Origin of the sequence: Streptomyces sp. NPDC096176, from assembly GCF_044763255.1 — a bacterium.
Lineage (GTDB): Bacteria > Actinomycetota > Actinomycetes > Streptomycetales > Streptomycetaceae > Streptomyces.
The window spans coordinates 578,006-601,910 of the sequence record NZ_JBIWFV010000004.1; the positions used below are offsets into that span (position 1 = coordinate 578,006).

Annotated in this window: 19 protein-coding genes and 1 pseudogene; 9 read left to right on the forward strand and 11 right to left on the reverse strand. The window is 71.6% G+C overall.

From position 1 onward, the window contains the following. The first annotated feature begins 51 nt into the window (after window positions 1-51). Together ACIQ7Q_RS14335 and ACIQ7Q_RS14340 are read left to right on the forward strand one after the other, a co-directional pair. The gene (locus tag ACIQ7Q_RS14335) at window positions 52-309 is read left to right on the forward strand and encodes a hypothetical protein (RefSeq protein WP_403860286.1); all 258 of its coding nucleotides are present in this window, start codon (window positions 52-54) and stop codon (window positions 307-309) included. A gap of 49 nt (window positions 310-358) precedes the next feature. Then, window positions 359-856, forward strand: a complete 498-nt coding sequence (locus ACIQ7Q_RS14340; RefSeq protein ID WP_403860289.1) for an Hsp20/alpha crystallin family protein — start codon at window positions 359-361, stop codon at window positions 854-856. Between the two features lie 132 nt (window positions 857-988). Here ACIQ7Q_RS14340 and ACIQ7Q_RS14345 read toward each other — a convergent pair whose 3' ends face one another. Next, window positions 989-1,228: a hypothetical protein gene (locus ACIQ7Q_RS14345; protein ID WP_403860292.1), complete on the reverse strand. Its 240-nt coding sequence runs from the start codon at window positions 1,226-1,228 to the stop codon at window positions 989-991. Window positions 1,229-1,318: 90 nt separating this feature from the next. Between ACIQ7Q_RS14345 and ACIQ7Q_RS14350 the strand changes: the two genes are divergently transcribed. Further along, complete coding sequence (locus tag ACIQ7Q_RS14350) at window positions 1,319-3,241, forward strand: MFS transporter (protein ID WP_403860295.1); 1,923 nt, start codon at window positions 1,319-1,321, stop codon at window positions 3,239-3,241. A gap of 72 nt (window positions 3,242-3,313) precedes the next feature. Beyond that, window positions 3,314-3,706, forward strand: coding sequence for a DUF2267 domain-containing protein (locus ACIQ7Q_RS14355; protein ID WP_403860297.1), 393 nt, complete (start codon window positions 3,314-3,316; stop codon window positions 3,704-3,706). A gap of 591 nt (window positions 3,707-4,297) precedes the next feature. On the opposite strand, the gene ACIQ7Q_RS14360 is transcribed toward ACIQ7Q_RS14355, so the two are convergent. Beyond that, window positions 4,298-4,711, reverse strand: a complete 414-nt coding sequence (locus ACIQ7Q_RS14360) for a VOC family protein (protein ID WP_403860300.1) — start codon at window positions 4,709-4,711, stop codon at window positions 4,298-4,300. A 491-nt stretch (window positions 4,712-5,202) separates the two neighbouring features. Here ACIQ7Q_RS14360 and ACIQ7Q_RS14365 point away from each other — a divergent pair, with 491 nt between their 5' ends. After that, complete coding sequence (locus ACIQ7Q_RS14365) at window positions 5,203-7,167, forward strand: RICIN domain-containing protein (protein ID WP_403860303.1); 1,965 nt, start codon at window positions 5,203-5,205, stop codon at window positions 7,165-7,167. Here the strand turns inward: ACIQ7Q_RS14365 and ACIQ7Q_RS14370 are convergent. Next, on the reverse strand, window positions 7,160-7,948 hold the full coding sequence (locus tag ACIQ7Q_RS14370) for a VOC family protein (RefSeq protein WP_403860598.1): 789 nt from the start codon (window positions 7,946-7,948) through the stop codon (window positions 7,160-7,162). The genes ACIQ7Q_RS14365 and ACIQ7Q_RS14370 overlap by 8 nt on opposite strands. A gap of 236 nt (window positions 7,949-8,184) precedes the next feature. Here ACIQ7Q_RS14370 and ACIQ7Q_RS14375 point away from each other — a divergent pair, with 236 nt between their 5' ends. Then, window positions 8,185-11,898, forward strand: a complete 3,714-nt coding sequence (locus ACIQ7Q_RS14375; protein ID WP_403860306.1) for a S8 family serine peptidase — start codon at window positions 8,185-8,187, stop codon at window positions 11,896-11,898. 60 nt (window positions 11,899-11,958) lie between these two features. Here ACIQ7Q_RS14375 and ACIQ7Q_RS14380 read toward each other — a convergent pair whose 3' ends face one another. From ACIQ7Q_RS14380 to ACIQ7Q_RS14405, 6 genes and pseudogenes are all read right to left on the reverse strand, one after another. Beyond that, window positions 11,959-13,314, reverse strand: a complete 1,356-nt coding sequence (locus ACIQ7Q_RS14380; RefSeq protein ID WP_403860309.1) for a carboxyl transferase domain-containing protein — start codon at window positions 13,312-13,314, stop codon at window positions 11,959-11,961. Next, on the reverse strand, window positions 13,307-14,752 hold the full coding sequence (locus ACIQ7Q_RS14385; RefSeq protein ID WP_403860312.1) for an acyl-CoA synthetase: 1,446 nt from the start codon (window positions 14,750-14,752) through the stop codon (window positions 13,307-13,309). The genes ACIQ7Q_RS14380 and ACIQ7Q_RS14385 overlap by 8 nt, the downstream gene beginning before the upstream one ends. Window positions 14,753-15,009: 257 nt before the next feature. Then, window positions 15,010-15,645, reverse strand: a complete 636-nt coding sequence (locus tag ACIQ7Q_RS14390) for a lysine transporter LysE (protein ID WP_403860314.1) — start codon at window positions 15,643-15,645, stop codon at window positions 15,010-15,012. Between the two features lie 88 nt (window positions 15,646-15,733). Further along, window positions 15,734-16,294, reverse strand: a pseudogene (locus ACIQ7Q_RS14395) (histidine kinase); the annotation flags it as partial. Window positions 16,295-16,493: 199 nt separating this feature from the next. Then, window positions 16,494-17,540, reverse strand: a complete 1,047-nt coding sequence (locus ACIQ7Q_RS14400) for a rod shape-determining protein (RefSeq protein ID WP_403860317.1) — start codon at window positions 17,538-17,540, stop codon at window positions 16,494-16,496. A gap of 116 nt (window positions 17,541-17,656) precedes the next feature. Beyond that, window positions 17,657-18,217 (reverse strand): hypothetical protein, encoded by a 561-nt coding sequence (locus ACIQ7Q_RS14405; protein ID WP_403860320.1) that lies wholly within the window; start codon window positions 18,215-18,217, stop codon window positions 17,657-17,659. Window positions 18,218-18,348: 131 nt separating this feature from the next. On the opposite strand from ACIQ7Q_RS14405, the gene ACIQ7Q_RS14410 reads away from it, so the two are divergent. Next, on the forward strand, window positions 18,349-19,116 hold the full coding sequence (locus ACIQ7Q_RS14410; RefSeq protein ID WP_403860323.1) for a hypothetical protein: 768 nt from the start codon (window positions 18,349-18,351) through the stop codon (window positions 19,114-19,116). A 91-nt stretch (window positions 19,117-19,207) separates the two neighbouring features. Here ACIQ7Q_RS14410 and ACIQ7Q_RS14415 read toward each other — a convergent pair whose 3' ends face one another. After that, a complete protein-coding gene (locus ACIQ7Q_RS14415; protein WP_403860326.1) occupies window positions 19,208-19,672 on the reverse strand; it encodes a MarR family winged helix-turn-helix transcriptional regulator in 465 nt (154 codons plus the stop codon). Between the two features lie 89 nt (window positions 19,673-19,761). Between ACIQ7Q_RS14415 and ACIQ7Q_RS14420 the strand changes: the two genes are divergently transcribed. Both ACIQ7Q_RS14420 and ACIQ7Q_RS14425 read left to right on the forward strand, forming a co-directional pair. After that, complete coding sequence (locus ACIQ7Q_RS14420; protein WP_403860329.1) at window positions 19,762-20,781, forward strand: NADP-dependent oxidoreductase; 1,020 nt, start codon at window positions 19,762-19,764, stop codon at window positions 20,779-20,781. Between the two features lie 75 nt (window positions 20,782-20,856). Further along, window positions 20,857-21,279: an organic hydroperoxide resistance protein gene (locus ACIQ7Q_RS14425; RefSeq protein ID WP_403860331.1), complete on the forward strand. Its 423-nt coding sequence runs from the start codon at window positions 20,857-20,859 to the stop codon at window positions 21,277-21,279. A gap of 65 nt (window positions 21,280-21,344) precedes the next feature. Here the strand turns inward: ACIQ7Q_RS14425 and ACIQ7Q_RS14430 are convergent, their stop codons facing one another. Continuing rightward, window positions 21,345-23,900, reverse strand: coding sequence for a M14 family zinc carboxypeptidase (locus tag ACIQ7Q_RS14430; protein WP_403860334.1), 2,556 nt, complete (start codon window positions 23,898-23,900; stop codon window positions 21,345-21,347). Window positions 23,901-23,905: the final 5 nt, after the last annotated feature.

Below are 23,905 nucleotides of genomic sequence, written 5' to 3' on the forward strand. Positions count from 1 at the left end.
CCCTCACCCGGGTGGTCGTCCGGCACGCTCGTCATCGACGCCCGCGGCTTCGTGCTCTCCGGGGCCGAGGTCCAGGCCTGCTGCGCTCTCGAACTGTGGCAGAGCCAGGGCCGCGACTGCCTGACGCTGGAGACCAGCCTGCCGGGAGTCTTCGCCGCCGGGGCCGTCCGTGGCGGCTCGGTGAAACGGGTGGCTCGCGCGGTGGGCGAGGGTGCGATGAGCATCCACTTCGTGCACCGGTACCTGGGCCGCACGGCCCCACCGAACTCCCCGCACATCCGGCCCAAGGAGTCCGCACGCCTCGCCTGAAACAGGGCGGGCGAAAAGATCACGCGAGAAGGAGAAGGAGGCGATGGGCATGGCAACGCCCGTCCGGCGCCACCCCGGTGGCGGAATGCAACAGAGGACCATCGGCTGGGCACACAACCCCCTGGCCGAATTCGACCAACTGCTGAACGAGATGAGCGGACTGATCGAATCGACGGTGAGCAGCGCGGCACCCGTGGCGGCGTGGACGCCCATGGCGGATGTCACGGAGTCCGACGACGCGTTCCACGTCGAGATCGAACTCCCCGGCGTCAAGAGCAAGGACGTCGATGTCGAGGCCCATGGCCAGGAGCTGGTGGTGACCGGAGAGATCAAGGAGAAGGAACGCAAAGGCATCCTGCGCCGCAACACCCGCCGCACCGGGGCCTTCGAGTACCGGATGCGGCTGCCGGGAGAAGTGGACACCGACAAGATCAAGGCGCAGATGTCGGAAGGGGTGCTCTCGATCACCGTCCCCAAGGCCGAGGTGGCCAAGCCCCGGCACATCGAGATCAGCGAGACGAGCGAACGGAGCGAGAGCAGCGGCTGAGACGCCGGCCAGGCGGTGCCGGACACCAACCCGGCACGGCCAGGCGGTGCCGGACACCAACCCGGCACCGCGGCCGGACCTGTCAGGCTCGACAGCCCGAGGTGAGGGCCTTGAACGAGGTCACGCGACTGCCTATCGGCGCCGCAGACGCCAGGCGGGCAGCAACCGCAGGGGGAGCAGCCCCAGCGGTGCTCGTCGGCCCAGGTCCGCCTGGTCCTCACGGTCGAATGCCCGGGCGTAACGCTCGGCGTCCTCGGCCGTCGGATAACGCTTGCTGCCTTCCGTTCCGCACCCACGGGCGCAGCGCCAGAGCATCGTCTCGCCCTCGGTCAGGAAACGAAAACGGTGTCCCAGCAGGTGGCAGCGCAGCACGGAACACCACCCTAGAGGGACCTGGCCGGTCCGGCCTGTTTTCTGTCCCTCGTCAGGCAACAGCCCATGTCGCGGACGAGGAGGCATGGCATGACCACCGCCGCCGACCCCAACGTCGTCACCACCAAGGTCCCTGCCCGGATCGACCGGCTGCCGTGGTCCCGATTCCACTGGCGGATCATCGTCGGCCTGGGAACCGTCTGGATTCTCGACGGGCTCGAAGTGACGATCGTCGGCGCCGTCGCCTCGCGGATGACCGAGCCGGACAGCGGCATCCATCTCACGAGCGCCGACATCGGAACCGCCGCCGCCATCTACGTGGCAGGCGCATGTTGCGGCGCTCTCCTCTTCGGAAGACTCACCGACCGCTACGGCCGTAAGAAGCTGTTCCTGCTCACGCTGGCCATCTACATCCTCGCCACCGTCGCGACCGCGTTCGCCCAGGACGCCTGGTACCTCTACCTCGCCCGCTTCATCACCGGTATGGGCATCGGCGGAGAGTACGCCGCGATCAACTCGGCCATCGACGAGCTGATTCCGGCCCGCAACCGCGGACGGGTGGACCTGGCCATCAACGGCAGCTACTGGGTCGGTGCGGCGCTCGGCAGCCTGGCCGCCGTGCTGCTGCTCAACGAGAGTCTGCTGGCGGCCGACCTCGGCTGGCGGCTGGCCTTCGGCCTCGGCGGCGTCCTGGGCCTCGGCATCATGGTGGTCCGCCGCCACGTGCCGGAGAGCCCACGCTGGTTGTTCATCCACGGGCGCGAGGCGGAGGCCGAACGCATCGTCGACCGGATCGAGGCCGAGATCCGCGAGGAGACCGGCCTCACGCTGCCGGAACCGGAGGAGGCCGTCACCGTCCGGCAGCGCGACGTCATCCCGTTCACGGAAATCGCCCGCGTGACCCTGCAGCGGTACCCGCGGCGCGCCGTGCTGGGGCTGGCCCTCTTCATCGGACAGGCCTTCCTGTACAACGCGATCGTCTTCGACCTGGGCACGATCCTGAGCGGTTTCTTCGACGTCGGCTCCGGCTCGGTCCCGTACTTCCTGGCCCTCTTCGCGCTCGCCAACTTCCTCGGACCGCTCCTCCTCGGCCGCCTGTTCGACACCGTCGGCAGGAAACCGATGATTTCGGGCACCTACTTCGGCTCGGCCCTCGTGGCAGTCGTCCTCGCCGTCCTGCTGATCAACGGCTCCCTGACGGCATGGTCGTTCTTCCTGCTGGTGTCGCTGACCTTCTTCGTGGCCTCCGCGGGAGCGAGCTCGGCGTACCTGACGGTGAGTGAGGTCTTCCCCATGGAGACCCGGGCCCTGTCCATCTCGCTGTTCTTCGCGGTCGGCACGGCCGTGGGCGGAATCACCGGCCCGCTGCTGTTCGGCCACTTCATTCACAGTGGCGATGCCGGCCTGGTGGCCGTCGGCTTCCTCGTCGGAGCGGCAGCCATGGCGCTGGGCGGAGTTGCCGAGCTCCTCTTCGGTGTCAGGGCCGAACAGCAGTCCTTGGAGAACATCGCCCGGCCGCTCACCGCGGAGGAGGCCGACGCAGCCTGGCGCGGCGAACCCGCACCACAAGACATGCGAGATCGCCGCCGACCGGCTCACGTCCGGCAGGCAGCACGCGAGCGGGAGCTGCGGATCGCCGACCGCACCGCCCGCCGCCGGGAGCGGGAGCGCGCCGGAGCCCGTCGCTACCGCCCGGGCACCGGATCGGGCAGCACCCTCTACTCGCCGGGAATGGTCGGTACCGCAGGCACCGCAAGCCGCACTTCCGCCACGGCCGAACGACACCTCGACGACGAGATCGAACAGGTCACCCACGCCCTCCAAGAGACCGGCCCCACCTGCCGCGAGAACCTCGAACGGGCCGTCGACGGCCGGTCCTGGGGCCCCGGCCGCTTCCGCCGCGCCTTGCGTGAAGCAGTCCGGGAGTCCCGTACCCGACGCCTTCCGAACGACGTCTACGCGCCAACGGACGGACCCGACCGGCCGGGCGGCGAAACCCATGTACAGCGATGATCGGGGCACAGATGCACCACCGGATCGGATGGTCCGACGACCAGCCACGCGACCAACACAGTCGAGGTAGCGATGAAGTACGACGAATTTCTCGCCCGCGTTCGCGAGAGGGGCGAATACGGCAGCCCGGACGAGGCCGCGAAAGTCACCACAGACGTCCTGGACGTACTGGCCCAACGGATCAGTCCTGGAGAAGTCAAGGACCTCGCCTCCCAACTGCCCGGCCCGCTCGGGCGACACCTGGCCGACGCCACGCCGCAGCAGGCCGAGAGCTTCGGGATCCAAGAGTTCTACCGCCGGGTCGCGCAGCGCACCGGTGCCCGGCCGCGTACCGCGGAATGGGACGCCGGCGCGGTCCTGAGCACCGTCGCCGACGCTGTGACCGGTGGCGAACTGAACCAGATCCTCAGCCAGCTCCCCTCCGGCTATGCGGTCCTGTTCGGCAAGGCCGATCTCGCGGACTGAGCTCCCGACCAAGAGGAATGTGAGGTGAGGGCGAGAGCCCCTGCCGGCTTCGCCCAACCGCACGACGACGGCGGACCGTCGGGCGCCCAGCGGCAGTCGGCAACACACATCCGCCCGGCACCACCGTCACCGGCTACGGAGTCGGCGCCTGCTCGTGTGGCCGCAGGCCAAGGCCGCGCCGCAAATAAGCACAGGCAGAGTCCAGGAGAAAACGATCAAGGGCCACAGCGGCCACAACGACGACGGCCCGACTATGGCGGTCGCGTAAGAGCTGCTGACAGTGAAAGCCATGTACGGCAGCAGCTGAAACAGTCGGCTACCGATCCTGCGGACGAGAACCCGGGCTGCCGGATCAGCAACAAAGAACGCCAATGCCATGATGGCGATCATCAAGATCGTCGGGCCAAAAGATCCACTTTGCAGCCCTTTTCAAAGGCGGCGGGGCAGAACTATGACTGAGCCTCGGCGTGGCCAAATCTTCGGGCTTCCTGGGGTAATCCGCAGGCCGCCGGGAGCGACTGCTGTGCGGGGATCCACTGGGGCGTCCCGCCGGTGGGGCGGGACGCCCCAGTGGATCCCTGCGCGGCGCCGTCAGCCCTGGTTCTCGACGATGTCGACCATCCAGGTGACACCGAACCGGTCCGCGCACATGCCGAAGTTGTCTCCCCACTTCTGCTTCTCCAGCGGGACGTGCACCGTGCCGTCGGCCGAGAGCTTGTCCCAGTAGCCGCGCAGTTCCGCGTTGTCGTCGCCGCTCAGGCTCACGGAGAAGTTGTTGCCCGGCTTGTGTTCCATGCCGGGAGGGGTGTCGGCGCCCATCAGCGTATAACCGCGGTCGGTCTCGAGCATGGCGTGCATGATCTTGTCTTCGTGCCCGGGCTGGGCGCCGCCGATTTCGCCGAAGGTGTTCAGTTTCAGGTTGCCGCCGAGGACGCTCTTGTAGAACTCCATGGCCTCCCGTGCGTTGCCGGCGAAGCTGATGTAGGGGTTGAGGCGAGATGACACAGAATGCTCCTTTCATTGGCATCGGTCGGTTTTCGCAGGGTATCGGCCGCCGTCCAGCTTCCGGTCGCCCCACGCGGCCGGCTGTCGACCGGTCCCGGTCCCGCTCCGCCGAGGATCACGGCCGACCACTCCCGGCGCCTACGCAGGACTCAATTGCCCCAGCCGTCAACCACCGCCGTCGCAATGCTTCTTCATTGTTGTACTTACTCAAGTTCCAGAAAGCGGTGTCCATGCCCCGGAAGGTGTCTTGACCGGCTCGTTGTGAATGGTCGCCGTTCCGGAACTCTTGTTACTGGCAGGGGGGTTGTGTAAGGGTGAGCCTCCTGACTTCCGAACAGCACTGCTTTGCTCAACCGTTCGAATTGCCTGCCGGCGGCTGGCTCCAAAAGGGCACGAAGCCGCCGACTCGAAGGTATGTACCAATCGGTGCACTCCCTTTCGATCCGTACGCAGCAGCCCCCCACCGCATTGCCATGGATGGAAAGACGTCAATGCAGCAACCCCGCACGCCCGGAACCATCCCTCCCTCGCAGCCCGGTCACGCACCAGGGGTCTCCGACGAGGAGCTTGCCGCCGCGCTGCACGCCGGTGGCGGGGTCCAGGAGGTTCATCCGGTGGCCGCGCTGCTCGCCCGGCACTGGCAGCCCGTGTTCGACTACGCCTCGATGTGTGCGGTCTCGAACAAAACTGCCTCCATGCTCACCACGGCCGCATTTACGCAGGTGCTGGAAAATCTGACCCGCAACGGCTCTGTGAGCGCCGTACGGCCCCACCTTCTGGTGACCGCCCGTCATATATCCAAGGCCTGGGCCGGTGACCAGCGCGTCGCCACGGTGCTGACCGGACTCGTGAATCCGGAAGGCCCCCAGGAAAAGAGGCAGTTGGTCTCCCGCGCATTCCACGCAATGCCGATGGCCGCGCAGGTGCTGCTCTGGCACGCCGAGGTCGAGGTCGAGGGCATATCCATACCGGCCGGTTTGCTGGGAATTGATCCCCGCGTCGCGACCGACCAACTCGTTCAGGCGCGCGAACAGTTCCGGCTGACCTGTGTGCGGGTCCACCGGGAGCACGCGCCGACCGGGGAATGCCGGCACTACAACCGGCTCCTGGACATCTCGCTGCGTCGCGGCGGTGCGCTGATCCCGGACATCCAGGTGCATCTGTCCGAATGCTCCTACTGCCGGTTCGCCGCCGACCAGCTCCGGCAGACCGGCGGTCGCCTGGGCGTGCTGCTCGCGGAGGCGTTGCTCGGCGGCGCGGCCCAGGCGTACCTCGAGTCGCGGCCGGGACGGCGGCGCAAGGCCCGCACCCAGGGCGGCGGAGGAGACGGGACCGGCGCGCCGCGCGGGTCCGGCCGGCACTCGCGGAGCGGGCGGCCCGGCACCCTGCGCAGCATCGCCCTGCGGGGCAAGCGCCTGGCGGCCGTGGGTGTAGCGCCGGGGGCGCTGGCCGTCGGAGCTGCGGCAGCCGTTACCGGACTGCTTGTCATCAGCCTCGTGTCGGCGCTCTGGGAGGAGGACAAGCACCAGGCGGTTCCGTCCGTGCCCAGCGGCGCCGTCACCGGTACCGCCCCTCCCGCCTCCGGCATGGGGACGCCGGTGCCGTCGGCCCCGGCGCCCGAACCGTCGACGACCGCGGCACACCATCCTGCCGGGCCGCTCAACACCCGCCTGCGCAATGTCGAGACGGGCCTCTGTCTCGACATGGTCGACCGTGAGCCGAAGGCCGGATCCGAGGCGACGATGGCGTCCTGCTCGTCGGCGCCCACGCAGAAGTGGGTGTACGAGGTCGACGGTCTGCTCCGCAGCTCCGCCGCGCCCGCGCTCTGTCTGAACTCCCGCGGGCTCGATGGCATCGTTGTCGTGGACACCTGCACACGCCGGACGGCCCCCGACGCCGTCGACGTCCGCTACGACCTGACCCTCCAGGGCCAGGTCATCCCGCGGTGGAACGACCGGCTGGCGATGGTGCCCGCGTCCGGGGACCCGGAGACCTCCGTGGTGGTCAAGGTCCGCGACGACTCGTCCGCCCAGGTCTGGCGGACCGACATCGCGCCCATGGGGCCGCAGCAGCAGTCGGGCGCCGAGGGGGCCGCGCCCTACGCGGAAGAGGTGAACGGCCCGCCGCCCGCCGCGGGCCGCGACTGCGTCCCCGAGGTGTGCCCGCGCCCGGAGGCAGGCCGTGGCGGCGGAGCGACGTCGGACGTCCCGGGCAGGCACGCCCCGGACGCCGCGAAACCCGGCGCGGGGGCGGGGCCAGGGCACGGCGCGCAGGACGGCAACCGGGAGGGCGGGCCCGGAGGCATGTCGGAGGGCAGCGTGCGGCGGGCCGACGACACTCCTCCCGACCAGGGGGAACGGCACAGCCACCCGCCGGTGGTGGCGGCCGTGGTCAGCCGGATCCCGGCCGGCGCGCACACGGAGGTCACGGCACCGGAGCGCGGAGGGGTCAGGTGAACTGAGGCATCTCGCCGGCGGTCGTGCCGATGTCGATGACGGAGAACGTGGCGCCCTGCTGGTCGGCGACCGACGCGAACCGGCCGAAGGGGCTGTCCCTCGGCCCCCAGTGCAGCTTTCCGCCCAGCCTGGTGACCGTCGCCACGGCCGCGTCGCAGTCCTCGACGCCGAAGTACACGTTGACGTACGGATGGACGTCCGCCGGGAAGTCCTCGGTCATCTTCAGCCGGCCGACGACGGGCTCGCCGCCGACATGCCACAGGCTGAAGTCGACCGTCTCGTGCTGCATCCGCTTCGCCTCGTAGGGAAAGACGGCGGGGAAGAAGTGGTCGGCCTTCTCCACGTCCCTGGTGGTGACCTCCGCCCAGCAGTAGGCGCCGGGCTCGCCGGTCCGCTCGAAGCCCGTGTGGCTGCCCGGCTGCCAGACGCTGAAGAACACGCCGCTGGGCTCCTCCGCCGTGACCATGGTGCCGAGATCGGCGACCGGCATCGGATCCATCAGCAGGGCGCCGCCGTTGTCGCGGATCTTCTCGGCGGTGGTGGCGATGTCGGACGAGGCGAAGTACAGATTCCAGGACGGGGGCCCGCCCGCCCCGGGCATCTGCGGGACGACGGCGGCCACCGGCCTGCCGCCGGAGAGCGCCTGGGTGTAGCCGCCGAACTCGGGCGAGCCCTCGTCGAAGGTCCAGCCGAACAGCTCGCCGTAGAAGCGCTTCGCGCCCTCCACGTCGGGGAACGTCGCGTCCGCCCAGCAGGGCGTTCCTTCGGGGTGCGCTGCCATGGTGTCCAAGCCTTCCTGCACGTCGGTTCTCTCCTTCGCACGCTATGCGCCCCGGTGCCCCGCCGCCCGTAGGACGCGCGGCCGTGCGGCGCCGGCATGGGCGCGGCCGTGGCGGGTGGCCGCCATGGCGCGTACCCGCCAGTGCCGTTCGGTTCGCAGGCAGCTTGATCGCGTCGAAACTCTTCGCAGCGTCCGGAGCCACCCCCGTCCACCGGACGCCCCGAGGAGAGGCATCCATGACCACCAGAGCACCCGCGAGACGCGGAGCCCGGCTGATGGCCGCCGGGTTGACGCTCGTTCTGCTCCCGGCGGGACAGGCCGTCGCCGCCGGCGCGGACCGCGATCCGGTCCCGCCCGCGGCGAGCAGTCAAGCGGGCACCGCCGCGGCGAGGACCGCCCAGGCCGCGCACACCGTCACGCTCGTCACCGGCGACAAGGTGACCGTCACCGACCTCGGCGGCGAGCGGAAGGCGGTGACCGTGCAGCGCCCGTCGGGCGCCGTCGGCGCCGTGCGCAGCGAGATCTCGGACGGCCGGGTCACCGTCGTGCCCGACGAGGCGCGGCCCTACCTGAACTCGGGCGTGCTCGACGAGCGGCTCTTCGACGTCACCGGACTGATCGAGCAGGGGCTCGACGGTGAGGACGGGCTGCCGCTCATCGTCGGCTACGCGAACGGCGCGAAGAAGGCCGCCACCCGCGGAGCGGAGACCGTCCGCGCCCTGCCGAGCATCAACGGCGCGGCCGTGGAGGCGGCGGCGTCCGGGGAGTTCTGGCGGGCCGTCACCTCCTCGAAGTCCCGCTCCGCGTTCGGAGCCGGCGTGACCAAGGTGTGGCTCGACGGGCGGGTGCGGGCCGCCATGGCCGACTCGAACGCCCAGATAGGCACCCCGAAGGCCTGGGAGGCCGGGCTCACCGGCAAGGGCGTCAAGGTCGCCGTCCTCGACACCGGGGTGGACGCGGAGCACCCCGACCTCGAGAGCCGCCTCACCGAGACGAAGAGTTTCATCGAGGGCGAGGAGGTCGCCGACCGCAACGGACACGGCACCCATGTCTCGTCCACCGTCGGCGGCAGCGGCGCGGCGTCGGACGGCAAGGAGAAGGGCGTCGCCCCCGGCGCCGGCATCGCCATCGGCAAGGTGCTCAGCGACGAGGGCAGCGGAAGCGAGTCGCAGATCATCGCCGGCATGGAGTGGGCGGCCAAGGACATCGACGCCAAGGTCGTGTCGATGAGCCTCGGTTCGCAGGAGGCCTCCGACGGCACCGACCCGATGGCCCAGGCCGTCAACACGCTCTCCGAGGAGACCGGCGCCCTGTTCGTCGTCGCCGCGGGCAACCGTGGAGTCCCCGGTTCCATCGGCTCGCCCGGCGTCGCGGACGCAGCCCTCACCGTCGGCGCCGTCGACTCCGCCGACGAGGCCGCCTACTTCACCAGCCAGGGCCCCCGTTTCGGCGACAACGCCCTCAAGCCCGACCTGTCCGCGCCCGGCGTGGACATCCTCGCCGCCCGTTCTCGGCTCACCGACGGCGACGGCCCGTACACCACGATGAGCGGCACCTCCATGGCCACCCCGCATGTCGCGGGCGTCGCCGCCCTCCTCGCGGAGAAGCACCCCGACTGGACCGGGCAGCAGCTCAAGGACGCGCTGATGTCGACGTCCATGGGCCTCGACGCGTCGGCGTACGCGCTCGGCGCGGGCCGGGTCGACGTCCCCGCGGCCGTCGACGCCACGGTCACCGCGACCGGCTCGGCCGGCCTCGGCTTTTTCGGCTGGCCGTACGAGGACAACAAGCCGGTCACCAGGACCGTCACGTACACCAACCACTCCGACGCGCCGGTCACCCTCGACCTGGCCGTGGAGGGCATTTCGGCGGGCGTCGTGTCACTCGCCGACGACACGCTCACCGTCCCCGCGCACGGCACCGCGCGGACCACCGTCACCGGCGACGGCACGAACGCGCCCGTCGGCAACACCTCCGGCCGTGTCGTGGCAAGGGACGGCGACCGGATCGTCGCCCACACCGCCGTCGGACTGGTCAAGGAGGAGGAGCGCTACACCCTCACCGTGCACGTCAAGGGCCGTGACGGCGCCCCGACCGCGGCCCACATCGGTGTGCAGAAGCTCCAGGAGGGTAATGACCCGTTCCCGGCGGCGGTCGGCGAGTCCGGCACCCTGGAACTGCGGCTGCTCCCCGGCACGTACACCGTCTCGTCGTTCCTCGACGTACCGGGCAGCAAGGGCAAGGACTCCCTCGGCCTCGGCTTCCTCACCGACCCCGAGATCACGCTCGACCGGGACCGCGAGATCACTCTCGACGCCCGGGAACTGCGGGAGATCAAGGCCGATGTCGGCAGGCGGACCGAGACCCGGCAGCTGCTGATGGAGTTCGACCGGGACGCGAACGGCGTCTCTTACGGGGGCGCCCTGCAGGTGCCGCCGCTGTACGACAGTATCTTCGCCGCGCCCACCCGCAAGCCCACCACCGGCACGTTCGAATACCGGACCGTCTGGCGGCTCGGCAAGCCGATGCTCGACGTCACCGCGGGCGGCCGGCTGCTCGGCGAGGCCGTCCTGCAGGCAGGCGCAGCCGTCCTCGACGGAAAGCAGCGACTGGACGTCGTCGACGCCGGCGCCGGCACCCCCGCCGACTACGCGGGCCGAAGCGTCCGCGGCAAGGCGGTCGTCGTACGCCGCACCGGCGAACTCAGCCCGGCGCAGCTTGCGCAGAACGCCCAGGACGCGGGCGCCAAGGCGCTGTTCGTCACCGACGACGCGCCCGGCCGGCTGATGGCCTGGTTCGGCACGGAGGCGTACGAGGACCGGACGCTGCACGTCGCCACCGTCAACGCCGCGGACGGGGCGCGCCTCGCGGGGGCGGCCCGCCACCACCAGCGTCTCGAGCTGACCGGCACGCAGTACACGCCCTACGTGTACGACCTGTCGCAGGGGCACCCCGGCGCGGTGCCGGACCGTGACCTCACCTACCGGCCCGGCAGGGGTGAACTGGCCGTGCTGGACAGCAGGTTCCATGCCGCGAAGCCGGCCGACGGCGGCGAGTTCCGCTACTCGATCACCGACACCTTCCGGGTCGGCTTCGGCTTCCAGGAGAAGATCGCGTTCCCCGTCGAGCGCACCGACTACGTCAGCACCGGCCCCGGCCAGCGCTGGCACGAGTCCATGAGCAGCGGCCCCGGCGCCATCGAGCAGCGCAGCGGCACTCCCTCGTACAAGGGCGGCACCCGTTCCGAGCTCAACTGGTTCAAGCCCGTACTGCACCCGTGGCTGGGCACCGGTCTCGGCTGGGGGCAGACCCGCGCGGGCAACAACCTGGCGTTCAACACCCCCGGCTGGGGTGACGGCGGACCCGACCACACCGGCTTCGGCGACGTGTGGAGCGAGGAGTCGATGACCCAGTTCACCGAGGTGTACGCGGACGGGGAGCTGGTCGACCGCAAGATGAGCTCGGGCGCGTACGCCTGGGACGCCGACCCGGCCGAGAAGACGTACCGGGTCGTCACCGACACCACGCTGGACGCGGAGCGCTGGCGCCTGGCGACGAAGGGCCACTCCGAGTGGACGTTCCGCTCCGGGGAGACTCCGGTCGGCCGGCACACCGTCCTCCCGATGCTCAACCTCGGCTTCGACGTCGACACCGACCTGAGCGGTGACGTCCGCGGCGGGAAGCGCCTGGACTTCGGGATCTTCGCGGAGTACGTCGAGGGCGCCGAGAAGACCGGGAGGATCAGTGGTGGCGCGCTGGAGGTCTCGTTCGACGACGGCAAGACCTGGCACGCTGTCGAACTCGACGGCGTGCGCGGGAAGTCGGCGGCCTGGGAGGGCACGGTCCGCATCCCGCGGGACGCGCAGTACCTCTCGGTGCGTGCCTCCGCCATGGACGACCGTGGCGGCTCGGTGAAGCAGGAGATCATCCGCGCGGTGGGCGTGAAGTAGCCCGCCGTCGGGGCCCGGTACGGCGGTCGCCGTACCGGGCCCCTTCTTCGTGCCGCGCCGCTACTCGGGGCCCACGATGCCCCGTACGACACCCAGGTCCACCAGGTCCTGAGGCCGCAGCCGCAATTGGTCCGCGGTGTGCGGCACCTGCTCCGGGGAACGCTTGAGGATCGCCGCGGCCAGCTCCGGCGCGATGACGGAGAAGTAACTGCCCGGAGCGGCCCAGGTGTTGCCGGGAGCGGCGAGCGCCAGGGCGCCCCCGGAGCCGCCCTCGCCGATGAGCAGGCTCGTCAGCGGGGTACGGGCGGCGGCCACGGCCGTGAACAGCTCCGCGATCGCCGCGCCCGCGCCGCAGCGCTCGGCCTCGGCGCCGTTGGCGGCGCCCGGCGTGTCGATGAGCGTCAGCACGGGGAGCCCCAGCCGGTCGGCGAGCCGTACGACGCGGGCGGCCGTGCGGTAACCGGCGGGCGTGGTCGCCGTCCCGCGCTGGGCCGCGTACGCCACCGGCCGCCCGTCCCGCAGACCCACACCGCACAGCATGCCCGGGTCGTCACCGCCGCACCTGTCCCCGCGCAGCGGCTCGCGGCGCGTGAAGTAGTCGTCGAGATACGCCGCGGCCCGCGGCCGCCCCGGCTCACGTGCCTGCCGTACGGCGTCCCACCCGCTGCGCGGAAGCTCCCCGCCCCCGCCGAGCGCCCGCGGCGGCGGGGCGGCCTCCCCGGCCGCCGCGCCGGGTGCGAGCGCCGCGGCCCAGAACGCCAGGGTGTCGCGCAACGCCTCCGGGCGTACGACCGCGTCGACCTGGCCCGACGCGAGCTGGCCCTCGGCCGTGTACGCCGACGGGTCCGCGTCCGCCGGGCGCACGCGGGAGCCCGCGAAGCCGACCTGGGCGCCGGGCAGGGCCAGGATGACGTCCGCACCCGCCCCGAGGGTGGCCCAGCCGCCGCCCGTCGTCGGGTCGCGGAGCACGGCGATGTGCGCGAGCCGCGCCTCACGCAGCAGCGCGGACGCTCGGGCCACCCGCTGCAGCTGCGTCAGCGCGACCATCCCCTCCTGCATCCGGCTGCCGCCCGTCGCGATCAGCGAAACGAGCGGCAGCCGGCGCTCACGGGCCAGGGTGTACGCGGCCTCCAGCCGGTCCCCGGCCCGCCCGCTGAGTGAACCGCCCAGGAAGCCGAACTCGAAGGAGATCAGAACGCATTCGGTGCGGCCGAGCAGGGCCGTGCCGTAGACCACGGACTCCGCGGAGCCCGTCCGCCGTGACGCGCGGGCCCGCTGAGCGCCGTAGCCCTCCCAGTCGAGCGGCCCGTCCCCGGTGGCCGGCAGCTCGGCGAGCTCCTGCTCCGTGAACCCGTCGCAGACCAGGGCGATCGCCTCGCGGGCGGACAGACGCTCGGCGGACAGACGCTCAGCCATGGAGCGCCCGCTTCATGATCTTGCCCATGTCGTTGCGCGGCAGGACGTCGAGGAACCGGACAGTCCGCGGCCGCTTGTGCGGCGCGAGCTGGGCGGTGACATGGTCCGCCAGCTCCTCCTCGGTCGGCGGGGACTGCGGGTCCGCCGCCACGATCCAGGCGACCACCCGCTCGCCGAGGTCGGCGTCGGCCTCGCCGGTCACCGCCGCCTCGCGCACGGCCGGATGGTCCAGCAGCACGTTCTCGATCTCGCCCGCCCCGATCTTGTAGCCGCCGCTCTTGATCAGGTCGGTGGCCTTCCTGCCGACGATGCGCACATGACCGTCCGCCTCGCGCACGGCCATGTCCCCCGTGCGGAACCAGTCTCCGTCGAAGGCCGCGGCCGTCGCGTCGGGACGGTTCAGGTACTCCGTGAACAGGTTGTCGCCGCGTACCTGGATCTCGCCGATCGTCTCGCCGTCCCGCGCGGTGATCTCCGTGCCGTCCTCCTCCACGAGCCGCAGCTCCACCCCGCGCAGAGGCACTCCGACCGTGCCCGGCCGGCCCTCGCCGTCCGCGCGGACGCTGGTGTTCATCAGAGTCTCCGTCATCCCGTACCGCTCGACGACCCGGCGGCCGGTCGCGGCGGCGATGCGCGCGTGGTCGGGCAGCGGCAGGGCCGCGGAGCCCGACACCAGCAGCCGCGCTCCGGCCAGCGCCTTCGTCAACTCCGCGTCCTCGGGCAGCGCTTCGGCCAGCCGGTGGTACATCGTGGGCACGCCGAAGAGCATCGTGCCGCCGGAGCTCAGCTCCCTCGTCACGCCCTCCGGTGTGAAACGTCCCAGGTGTCGCACCTCGCCGCCGCGGCGCAGCGGGCCGAGGATCCCCAGGATGAGCCCGTGCACATGGAACAGGGGCAGTGCGTGCACCAGGACGTCGTCGGCGCTCCACTGCCAGGCGTCCTGCAGCGCGTCCAGCGTGACGGCGATCGCGCGGCGCGGCAGCACCGCGCCCTTGGGCGGGCCCGTCGTGCCCGAGGTGTAGACGATCATCGCGGGGGAACCGGCCCCCGCCTCCGGCGGCAGCGCGCCCGCCGGGCCCGTGACGGGGATGTCGACGCGCTCCAACGAGCGTAGCTGTGAGGGCAGTTCGTCGTCGGGGCCGGCGAGTACCAGGGTCGGCGCGCTGTCGGTGAGGATGTGCGCCAGCTCCCGCTCGCCGGTCTTCGGGTTGAGCGGCACGACCGGTACGCCGGCCAGCAGCGCCGCCACCGCGCCCACCGCCGTCTCGAGCGTCGGCGCGGCCCACAGGGCGACCCTCCCGGCCTCCGCGATCCGTGCCGCGAGGGCGCCGGCCGCGCCGTTCAGCTGCCCGTACGTCACGGAGCGTTCCCCGAACCGAAGGGCGATGCGGCCGGAGCCGGGGGCCGCGGCATCCAACGCCGGAAAGAGCGAACTCACGCCTGGTCCTCCTCGTGTCGCGTGCGGAGGCGTCATTGTCGCGCTCCCGCCCTCGGCGCACGCCGGCGCGCTGCCGGAAGGCGTCGTCCGCCCTCGTCAGGCCGTCGGCCGGACGGTGCGTGTCCGCCCGTACGCGTACACCCAGCCTGCCAGGGCCGGGTCGGGCGGCAGTATGAAGCCGATCGAAAACGAGTCCTTCGCGCCGCGGATCGGGCGGAGCGGTTCGTCGCGACGGCCGATGCGGTCGCAGGCCCTCGCTAGGGGAGCGGCAGCGCGATCTTCACGGCGTACACGGCGACGAGGCCGTAGCCGACGCGGAAGGTCCAGGCGCGCGCCCGGTCGGAGATCCGGGCACCGGCGAAACCACCGGCCGCGACCAGCAGCTGCTGCCACACCAGCGAGGCCGCGAACACTCCGCCGACGAAGACGGCTCCCGCGGCACTGCCGCGGAGGGCGGCGCCCTGGGCGGTGGTGAGCGCGGCGAAGTAAAGAGCGGTCGTGGGGTTGATGAGGGTCAGGGCGGCAAAGCGCGTGAAGATCCGGAGGGGTCCGCCATCGGCGCCCGTGGCCGCGCCGAGGTCTGCTTCGGCGGGGAGCACCTTGGTGCGCGAGGACAGCAGACCGTGGGCCGCGATGGCCACGAGGACCATCGCCGACGCGAGACGCACCCACGCCTCCACGCCGGTCAGCGCGGACGCGATCAGCGGGCCGAGCGCCGTGGCCACCGCCGCGTACGCCATGTCGACGACCGCCACGGCCGACGCCGCGGCCACCGCTCCGCGCCGGTCGCGCATGCCCTGCTGGACCAGCAGCACGCCGATCGCGCCGACCGGCACGGCCACACCCAGTCCGGCCACCGCACCCGCGGTCGCCGTCGTCCACAGCTCGCTCATGGCGCACCACTGTCGGCCTTCGCTCCGCAACCGCGCGACTCATTTACCGGCGATGCCGGCCCTGTCCGTCCGCCCGGCTCGGGACGCCCTACAGCGGCCGGTGCCAGGTCAGGGTCGTGCCACGCTCCCCGTCGTCGTCGGACAGGCCGCCGTCCGTGACCGTGAGCCGTACGCCCTGGCGACCGTCCGCCGGCTGTGCCGTCGCGTCGACGTGCACGGTGATCGAGGAGACCTCGCGCCGCCGACGGGCTGCGGCCGGCGCGCCGCGCAGGGCGGTCAGCAGCTCGCCGCCCACAGGCTCGCGCACCGGCGAGTCCACGGCCCCGCTGAAGTGCACCGACGGGGAGAAGCCGAGCGGCGCCGCCGCGCCCCGGGTCTCGTGCAGCACCCGGCCCCTGAACGTCGTCGTCGCGTCGGCCGGCGGCTGCTGCAGGGCGAAGATCGTGGTCCGCACCTCCTGGATGGTCGAGTCGAGCTCGTCGACGGCGCGGCCCAGCAGCGCGTCCGGTGCGCCGGCCCCGGCTCGACGGCGTGTCGACTCCAGCATCGTCTCGGTGGCGAGCAGCCGCTGGACGACCAGGTCGTGCAGATCCCGGGCGATCGGGTCGCGGTCCTCGTAGACGGCGAGCTGCTCGCGGCGGGCTCGAGCACACCGAGCGCGGCGTACCGGACGCCGGTCAGCTCGGCGGCGGTGTCGACGATGCGTTGGAGGGTGGCGTGCAGATCGAGGTCGGTGCCGACGCCGATCACCGCCTCGAGAAGCGCCGCGACCCCGGGGGGTTCCGTTCCCGGGGCCGGCCGTGTCCCGGCCGGCGTCGGCGTTCACCGCTTGGGCCTACCCGGCCGGCTCAGTCCAGTTCTTCGGCCACCGGGGCGAGTTCCAGGGGCTGGATCCGGCCCTCGAGCATGGCGCCGAGGCCAAGCACGGTGCATGTGTCCGGCCGCTCCGCGATGGTGACGGTCATTCCGGTCGCGTCCCGCAGCATCTGGTCGAGGCCGGGAAGCAGCGCGCTGCCGCCGACCAACATGATGCCGCGGTCGACGAGGTCGGCGACGAGGTCGGGCGGGCAGTCCCGCAGCACCCTGCCGATGCCGTCGAGCACCGAGGTGAGCGGTGTGTGGATCGCCTGCCGGACGGCAGCGGTGTCGACACGGACGGAACGGGCGAGGCCGGTGGCGACGTCCCGGCCGTGGATCTCCGTCACGGACGGGCCCTGCTGGGTGAGGCCGTTGCCGTGCAGGGTGACCTGGAGCGGGCGCACGGACTGGCTGGGCAGCATCAACTCGTGCTGGTGGCGCAGATGCTGGATCACCGCGTTGTCGATGGCGTTGCCGCCGATGGGGATGCGGGCGGCGGTGACGATCGAGCCCATGGACAGGACCGCGATCTGCGTCGTCGCAGCGCCGCACACCATGATCATGGCACCGCTGGGCTCCTCCACCGGGAGGCCGCAGCCGACGGCCGCCGCGATCAGGGTGTCGACCAGTTCGACACGGCGGGCGCCGAGACCCACCAGAGTTTCCACGGTGGCGCGCTGCGCGAGCGGGTCGCTGTCGTGCGGGGTGCTGGCGGCGGCACGCAGCCGGGGCTTGCGGCGCAGCTGGCGCCGGAGCTTCTCGCCGAGCAGGTGGCGGAGCATCCGCTGGGCCATGTCGATGTCGACGACGGTGCCGCCGGAGACAGGGCGGGCGACCCGGATGTAGTCGGGTGTGCGGCCGGTCATCTTCTCGGCCAGGGAGCCGACCGCGATCAGCGCCCCGGTGCGGGTGTTCACGGCGGCGACGCTCGGTTCGTCGACGACGAGTCCGAGGCCCTTCACGAAGACGCGCGTTCTGGCGGCTCCCAGGTCGACGGCTACATGGCAACGGCGCAACTGCTCAAGGCTGACGGTCACGGCGGGTCCTCCCGAGTGCGGTACTTGTTCGCATCGTGCGATCACCGCGGGCCGAGCGCGCGCTGGGATGCGCCGGTCGGGGGGTAGGGGAGCGCCCGACCTGACGGGCCGCCAGATCAGTCCGTGAGTCGTTGCAGCAGGCCCCAGGTGAATTCCGCGACGCGCGTCTCACCGTCGGGGAGGGTGAACTCCAGCCGCCATCGGGTCGGCGCCGAACCCTCCATAGGACGCGCGGGCGGGAACGCCTTCGCCACCTCGTCCACGGTGCACGACCACGGGGCCAGATCGGCCGGCGTGCGCAGGTCGGGCCCGGCCGTGCCCGGAGCGCGTACCAGCCACTCGTTCCACACCGCGCCGTCGTCCGCGGCGAGCACCTCGAAGCGCAGGTCGGGCCAGAGCGGCACCGGCCACAGATGGGCGTCGCATTCCAGGTCGCCGATCCGCCGCCGCTGCACAGAGACGGGCTTGCCGAGGACCGCGCGGTAGCGCCCCAGCGCGCCCCGTGACCTCGGGGAACGCACCATCGCCTGCCACCGCCGGTTGGCCTCGCGCATCTGTGTGAGCGAGGCACCCAGCCGACGGCGGGCGTCCTCGACGAGGTCCGGCTGGAAGTCGGCCATCCGCCGCAGAAGCACCAGTTGGAAGTCGAGCGGGCCGAAGCGGGCGTCAGGGTTCATGACCGACATCCTGCCCGCCGGCAGGCGTCAACCGTGGCGAGTCGACTCGCCGCGGAAGGCTGCTTTCCACACAGGATCTACACAGGGCGGCCCACCGTAAGCACACCGCAGCCGAATAATCTGCGGGCGCCATGGATTACTGCCACCCGTGCGGACGGCACCTCAACGGCGCCCTGGCCTGTGCCGGGTGTGGAACACCGGTCGAGGAGCTCCGTCACCACAGCCCCAGCGCTCCCGAGCCGGACCACGTCTACGAACTGGACGTGGAGCCCGAGCCCGCGGACAGGCCCGGGCCGCGCCGTTCGCGCCGACAGGCCGCGCCGCAGCGGCGCAAGCCTGCGGGACGCCGTGCCCGGAAGCGGCGCGGCCGCAAGGTGCTGCTCGGAATACTGGGGCTGGTGCTGGCGGCGGGGGCGCTGAGCCTCGCCGAGCTGGCCATCGAAGGATCGGGCGACGACGGCGCGGCGACGGCCGTGCGGGAAGAGCCGATCGTCGAGTCACAGACCCCGGAGCCGACGGCCTCCGACGAGTCGAACGACGTGCCGGACCAGGTGAAGGAGCCCGCTGTCACGAAGTCCGGCTCCCCGCGTCCCGGCACGTCAGGCAAGGGCAAGGGCAAGGGCGAGGGCTCGGGCGGCGAAGCTGCCGACGGCGACGGCGACGGCGACGGCGACGGGGAGGGCGACGGCGCGAAGCCGTCGGACTCGGAGCCGGCCGACGGCGGCTCCCCGTCCGCGTCGTCCCCGGACGACCGGCCGGACGAATCGAGCCCCAGTAGCACCGGCGAGCCGCCCACGGACCCTGGCGGCGACGATCCGCCGAATCAGGAGAACCCGCCGCCACCTCCGGAGCCGACGCCGACGGAGACGTGCGAACGCTGGCTGTTCTGGTGCGTCTAGGGTTTGCCGGGCGGACCAGGGGCGGGCCCGCCCAAGGCGCGACACGTGCCTGAGGCGTGACGCGCTTCCGCGCGTCTGGGGTGCGTGTCCTCTAAGGCGCGTCCTGCGTGGCCGCCGTCCGGTCGGCCGTGTCCTCGCCCAGCATTCGCTGGAGCAGGTCCCGCAGCACCGTGCGTTCCGCCGCGGTCAGCTGTGCCAGGGGCTCGCGTGCGAAGTCCAGCGACTCCCGCAGCCTTCGGGCGGTGTCGCGGCCTTTCTGTGTGGCCGCAGCCAGCTTCACCCTGCGGTCGCCCGGGTCCGGGCGGCGCTCGACGAGGCCGCGTGCCTCCAGGCGGTCCACGATCCCCGTGACGTTCGACGGCTCGCACTTCAGCTTCTGCGCTATGCGGCGCATCGGCGTGCTCTCCATGGCCAGCAGCGCCAGGACGCGGGCCTGTGCCCCGGTGAGGGTGTGCTCGGTGGCGGCCTGCTCGTATTCCGCGTGGTAGCGGGACACGACGGCGCCGATGAGCTCGACGACCTCAAGGGTCACAGGGTCTGTTCGCTGGGTGGCCATGGCATCAGGATACCGATTTACTTGACAACGTGAAATATTCAGGCGCATGGTTGTTTCAGGTACTGAAGCTTTTCTAGGAGGCACGCAGCATGTCCGCACTTCCCGCGTCCGGCCGTGAATGGCACCTCGTCGCCCGCCCGCACGGCTGGCCCAAGGCAGAGGACTTCGCGCTGCGAGAGGCGCCGGTCGCCGAGCCGGAGGAGGGCCGCGTCCTCGTGCGCAACCTGCACTTCTCCGTCGACCCGTACATGAGGGGCCGGATGAACGACGTGAAGTCGTACACCCCGCCCTTCCAGCTCGACCGCCCCATGGACGGCGGCGCGGTCGGCGAGGTCATCGCGTCGAACGCCGAGGGCTTCGCGGTCGGCGATCATGTGCTGCACGGCCTCGGCTGGCGGGAGTATGCGAGCGTGCCCGCCAAGCACGCGACGAAGGTCGACGCCTCCCTCGCCCCGCTTTCCGCGTACCTCGGCGTGCTGGGCATGCCGGGCCTCACCGCCTACGCGGGGCTCTTCGACGTCGCGTCCTTCAAGGAGGGCGACGCCGTCTTCGTCTCCGGTGCCGCGGGCGCCGTCGGCAGCCAGGTCGGCCAGATGGCCCGTATCAAGGGCGCCTCGCGCGTCATCGGCTCGGCCGGCTCGGACGAGAAGGTCAAGCTCCTCGTCGAGGAGTACGGCTTCGACGCGGCGTTCAACTACAAGAACGGCCCCGTCGCCGACCAGCTGAGGGACGCCGCCCCCGACGGCATCGACGTCTACTTCGACAACGTCGGCGGTGATCACCTCGAGGCCGCCATCTCGTCGTTCAACGTGGGCGGCCGCGCGACCATCTGCGGGATGATCGCGCAGTACAACAACACCGAGCCGACCCCCGGCCCGCGCAACCTCGCCCTCGTCATCGGCAAGCGGCTGCGTCTGCAGGGCATGCTGGTGAGCGACCACGCCGCGCTCCAGACGCAGTTCGTGCAGGACGTGGCCGGCTGGATCGCCTCCGGCGAGCTCAAGTACAACGAGACCGTCGTCGAGGGCATCGAGAACGGGTACCAGGCCTTCGCCGGGCTTCTCCGCGGCGAGAACACCGGAAAGATGATCGTTTCTCTGGCCCGGTAGGCGACCCGTTAGGCTCTTCCTCAGCCGTCGCGATCGTGGGCGCGAGTCGCGGCGAATCAGCAGGAGGAAGTCTCCATGTCCATTCAGCAGTCCGACGTGCTGTACACCGCTGTCGCCACCGCGGAGAACGGCCGTGACGGCCGCGTCGCCACGTCCGACGGCATGCTCGACGTCGTCGTCAACCCGCCGAAGGAGATGGGCGGCAGTGGCGCCGGCACCAACCCGGAGCAGCTGTTCGCCGCCGGTTACAGCGCCTGCTTCCAGGGCGCGCTCGGTGTCGTGGCCCGCCAGGAGAAGGCGGACATCTCCGGCTCGACCGTCACCGCCGAGGTCGGCATCGGCAAGAACGACGACGGCTTCGGCATCATCGTCAAGATCTCCGCGAGCATCCCGAACGTGGACGCCGCCACCGCGAAGGACCTTCTCGAGAAGGCCCACCAGGTCTGCCCGTACTCCAAGGCGACCCGCGGCAACATCACGGTCGAGCTCGCGGTCTGACGAGCAGGACACGACGAGGGCCGCACCCCGCGCGGGGTGCGGCCCTCGTTCGCATGAGCCGCGGGTCAGCGGGTCAGCAGCGCCCGGCCGATCTGCGCGAAGACGCCCTTCGGGTGGGACCGGAACAGCGGCTCCGTGCCGAACAGCGCCACCGGCGTCCCAGCCCGTGACGTGCCGGAGACGATCGACGCCCGGCCCGCCGCGTCACCCGGGCCACCCGTGCCCTTGTCCGTGGCACGCCAGTGGCCGGACACCAGCGGGTCGACCGTTCCGTACGACTGCTCCACCCGCACCCCGCTGCCGAGGCCGGTGAACCACAGCGGCGAGTAGACGAACGTGTGCGCCGGGGCGCCGCCGGTGATGGCGCCGCCCGCGTTGGTCACCCGCACCACGCCGTTGCCGTCGCCGTTGCCCTCCACCGCGGTCACGTCGAGCAGTGCCGCAGCGTTGTTGAAGGCCGCCCCCTGCGCGCCGAGGCCCACTACGCCGACGCCGCTCTTCTCGAACGCGGCGCGGGCCTCGGGCGTCAGCTTCGCGTGGTCCAGCCCGGACGACACGTACAGCACATCCGCCTTCGACCAGTCGAAGCCCGCGTTGAGCACGGCCGTGGAGACCGGCTCCACGTCGAAGCCCATCTCGCGCAGCGCGAGCAGCTCGCCCGCCGTGACGGCCGCGGCCACCCTGGCCCGCTGCAGTGCCCCGCCGCCCTTCTCCTTCGTGGCGTGGAACGCGACCCCGAGCCGGTCCGCGAGGACGCGGGCCCGGTCACGGGCGGAGCCGGGCACGATCGCCGAGCCGTCCTTCGCCCGACGCACCCCGACGCCCTGCTTCTGCAGAGAGTTGAGGGCCGCGAGCTCCTTCGGGTCGTCGAGGCGCAGCCGCAGATCACCGTGCGGGGCGACGTACCCGGTGGGCGCGGCGGCGTGGACCGTGCGGGTGCGGACCCGCAGCTCGCCCGACTCGACCGCGCGCACGTCGGCGCCCCACAGCAGACCGAGGCTCCAGCCGGAGATGTCGTACATCGCGGCCACGTCCGCGCTGATGTCCCGGCCGTCCGCCAGGATGACGTTGGCGATACCGCGCTTGGGCTGGTGCATGTCGACGACGTACGACCCGGCGGGGTAGGAACGTCCCGCGAGCCGGAACGGGCTGAGCGCCCGCCCCACGCGGACGTCGTTGGCGACCAGATGGTCGACCAGCCGGGCCGCCGCGGTGGCCGACCGCTGGGCGCGCCCGGCGGGGATGACGTACGCCCGCGGGAACTTCGCGGTGTACACGTCCTCCGGACCGATGCCCGGCACCCCGGGAACGGTCTCCGGCGACACCGGCCGCTGCGCCTCGCCCGCCGCGCCCCGCCGGAAAGTTTCGATCTGGTCGGCGAGCACCGCGGCGCGGTGCGTGTACGTGTGGTCGAGCGTCGCCCGCATGGCCGCGCCGGCGATGTCGGTGTTGATGGCCGCCCTGCGCCGCAGCTCCTCGACCGGCAGCGTGTTGTACGCGGTGTTGTTGACGGTCATCGGGAACTCGATGGTGTGCGAGGCGACGGCCCCCTGGAAGGGCATGTACTGCGGGGTGAAGATGGGCGGCCAGTCGTCCCAGCCCTCTTCCTGGTCCCGGAACGGGATCACCGCCGGCCGCACACCGTCCTTCTCCTCGGTGTATCCGAGCCCGTTGACGCCCTTCTCCATGCCGAGTGCGTTGGCGTACGCGTTCTTCAGGAAGAGGTCGTACTCGTAGTTCTCGCCGTGCGGCGGTGTCGTCGGCTCGATCAGCGTGCCGTTGACGTAGCCGTGCAGGTCGAGCATGACGGCCGGCTGCTTGTCGATGGCGATCCGCCGGATGGCGCGGGTCTCGGGCTGGGTCGCGGTGATGAAGTCGCGGTTGAGGTCGAAGCCGCCGGCGTTGGCGCGGGTTCCCGCGATCCGGCCGTCCGGGTTGGCCGTCACATTGAGGTAGACGCGGCTCTTCGCGAGCAGGTCCGCGGTCCGCGCGTCCTTGGCCTGCGCCAGCTCCTCGATGAGCTTCAGGGCCGCGTCCGTGCCCTCCCACTCATTGCCGTGGATGTTGTTGTTGATGAACACGGGTGTCTTGTACGCCGACTTGATGCGCCGGTCCCTCGCGGCGGCCGCCGGGGCGTTCTCGATGCGCTCCCGCATCCGCTCCTGCTCGCGCGCCTGCCCCGCGCTCTCGGGCGCGGTGACGGTGACGAGGTACAGCTCGTGCCCGCCGGCCGAGTGGCCGGCGACCTCGACGCTGACCCGGTTGCCCAGTCGCTGCAGGTCGTTGAGGCGAGGAGCGAGCGAGTGGTACGGCGCGAGCCCCAGTTTTATCGACTTGTCGGCCTGGTTCTCCGGCGGTGTGTCCAGCACCGTCCGGCGCGGATACCCGCCCTCGCGGGTGAGCTCGGGGGCGGGCCTGGAGCGGCTGAGCGCCTCGGCGGCGGCGGACAGAGGCGCCCCGGCAGCCGACGCGGCATCACGTGCGCCCCCTTCTCGTACGGGATGCGGCTGCGGCTGGTCCTGGGCGGGAGCCGCGGCGGCTCCGGGGAGCGGGGCAAGTAAAGCGCCGGCGAGAGCGGCGGTCAGCGCGGCGGTGATCAGAGCGGGTCGGCGTGAGCCCATGCGGT

Excerpts from the sequence above, each read along its gene's own strand:
- ACIQ7Q_RS14350 (WP_403860295.1), top strand. The coding sequence starts at position 1,319 with ATGACCACCGCCGCCGACCCCAACGTCGTCACCACCAAGGTCCCTGCC.
- ACIQ7Q_RS14415 (WP_403860326.1), bottom strand. The coding sequence starts at position 19,672 with ATGGCCACCCAGCGAACAGACCCTGTGACCCTTGAGGTCGTCGAGCTC.
- ACIQ7Q_RS14390 (WP_403860314.1), bottom strand. The coding sequence starts at position 15,645 with ATGAGCGAGCTGTGGACGACGGCGACCGCGGGTGCGGTGGCCGGACTG.
- ACIQ7Q_RS14370 (WP_403860598.1), bottom strand. The coding sequence starts at position 7,948 with ATGGCAGCGCACCCCGAAGGAACGCCCTGCTGGGCGGACGCGACGTTC.
- ACIQ7Q_RS14340 (WP_403860289.1), top strand. The coding sequence starts at position 359 with ATGGCAACGCCCGTCCGGCGCCACCCCGGTGGCGGAATGCAACAGAGG.
- ACIQ7Q_RS14425 (WP_403860331.1), top strand. The coding sequence starts at position 20,857 with ATGTCCATTCAGCAGTCCGACGTGCTGTACACCGCTGTCGCCACCGCG.
- ACIQ7Q_RS14375 (WP_403860306.1), top strand. The coding sequence starts at position 8,185 with ATGACCACCAGAGCACCCGCGAGACGCGGAGCCCGGCTGATGGCCGCC.
- ACIQ7Q_RS14410 (WP_403860323.1), top strand. The coding sequence starts at position 18,349 with ATGGATTACTGCCACCCGTGCGGACGGCACCTCAACGGCGCCCTGGCC.
- ACIQ7Q_RS14420 (WP_403860329.1), top strand. The coding sequence starts at position 19,762 with ATGTCCGCACTTCCCGCGTCCGGCCGTGAATGGCACCTCGTCGCCCGC.
- ACIQ7Q_RS14355 (WP_403860297.1), top strand. The coding sequence starts at position 3,314 with ATGAAGTACGACGAATTTCTCGCCCGCGTTCGCGAGAGGGGCGAATAC.
- ACIQ7Q_RS14380 (WP_403860309.1), bottom strand. The coding sequence starts at position 13,314 with ATGGCTGAGCGTCTGTCCGCCGAGCGTCTGTCCGCCCGCGAGGCGATC.
- ACIQ7Q_RS14405 (WP_403860320.1), bottom strand. The coding sequence starts at position 18,217 with ATGAACCCTGACGCCCGCTTCGGCCCGCTCGACTTCCAACTGGTGCTT.
- ACIQ7Q_RS14430 (WP_403860334.1), bottom strand. The coding sequence starts at position 23,900 with ATGGGCTCACGCCGACCCGCTCTGATCACCGCCGCGCTGACCGCCGCT.
- ACIQ7Q_RS14365 (WP_403860303.1), top strand. The coding sequence starts at position 5,203 with ATGCAGCAACCCCGCACGCCCGGAACCATCCCTCCCTCGCAGCCCGGT.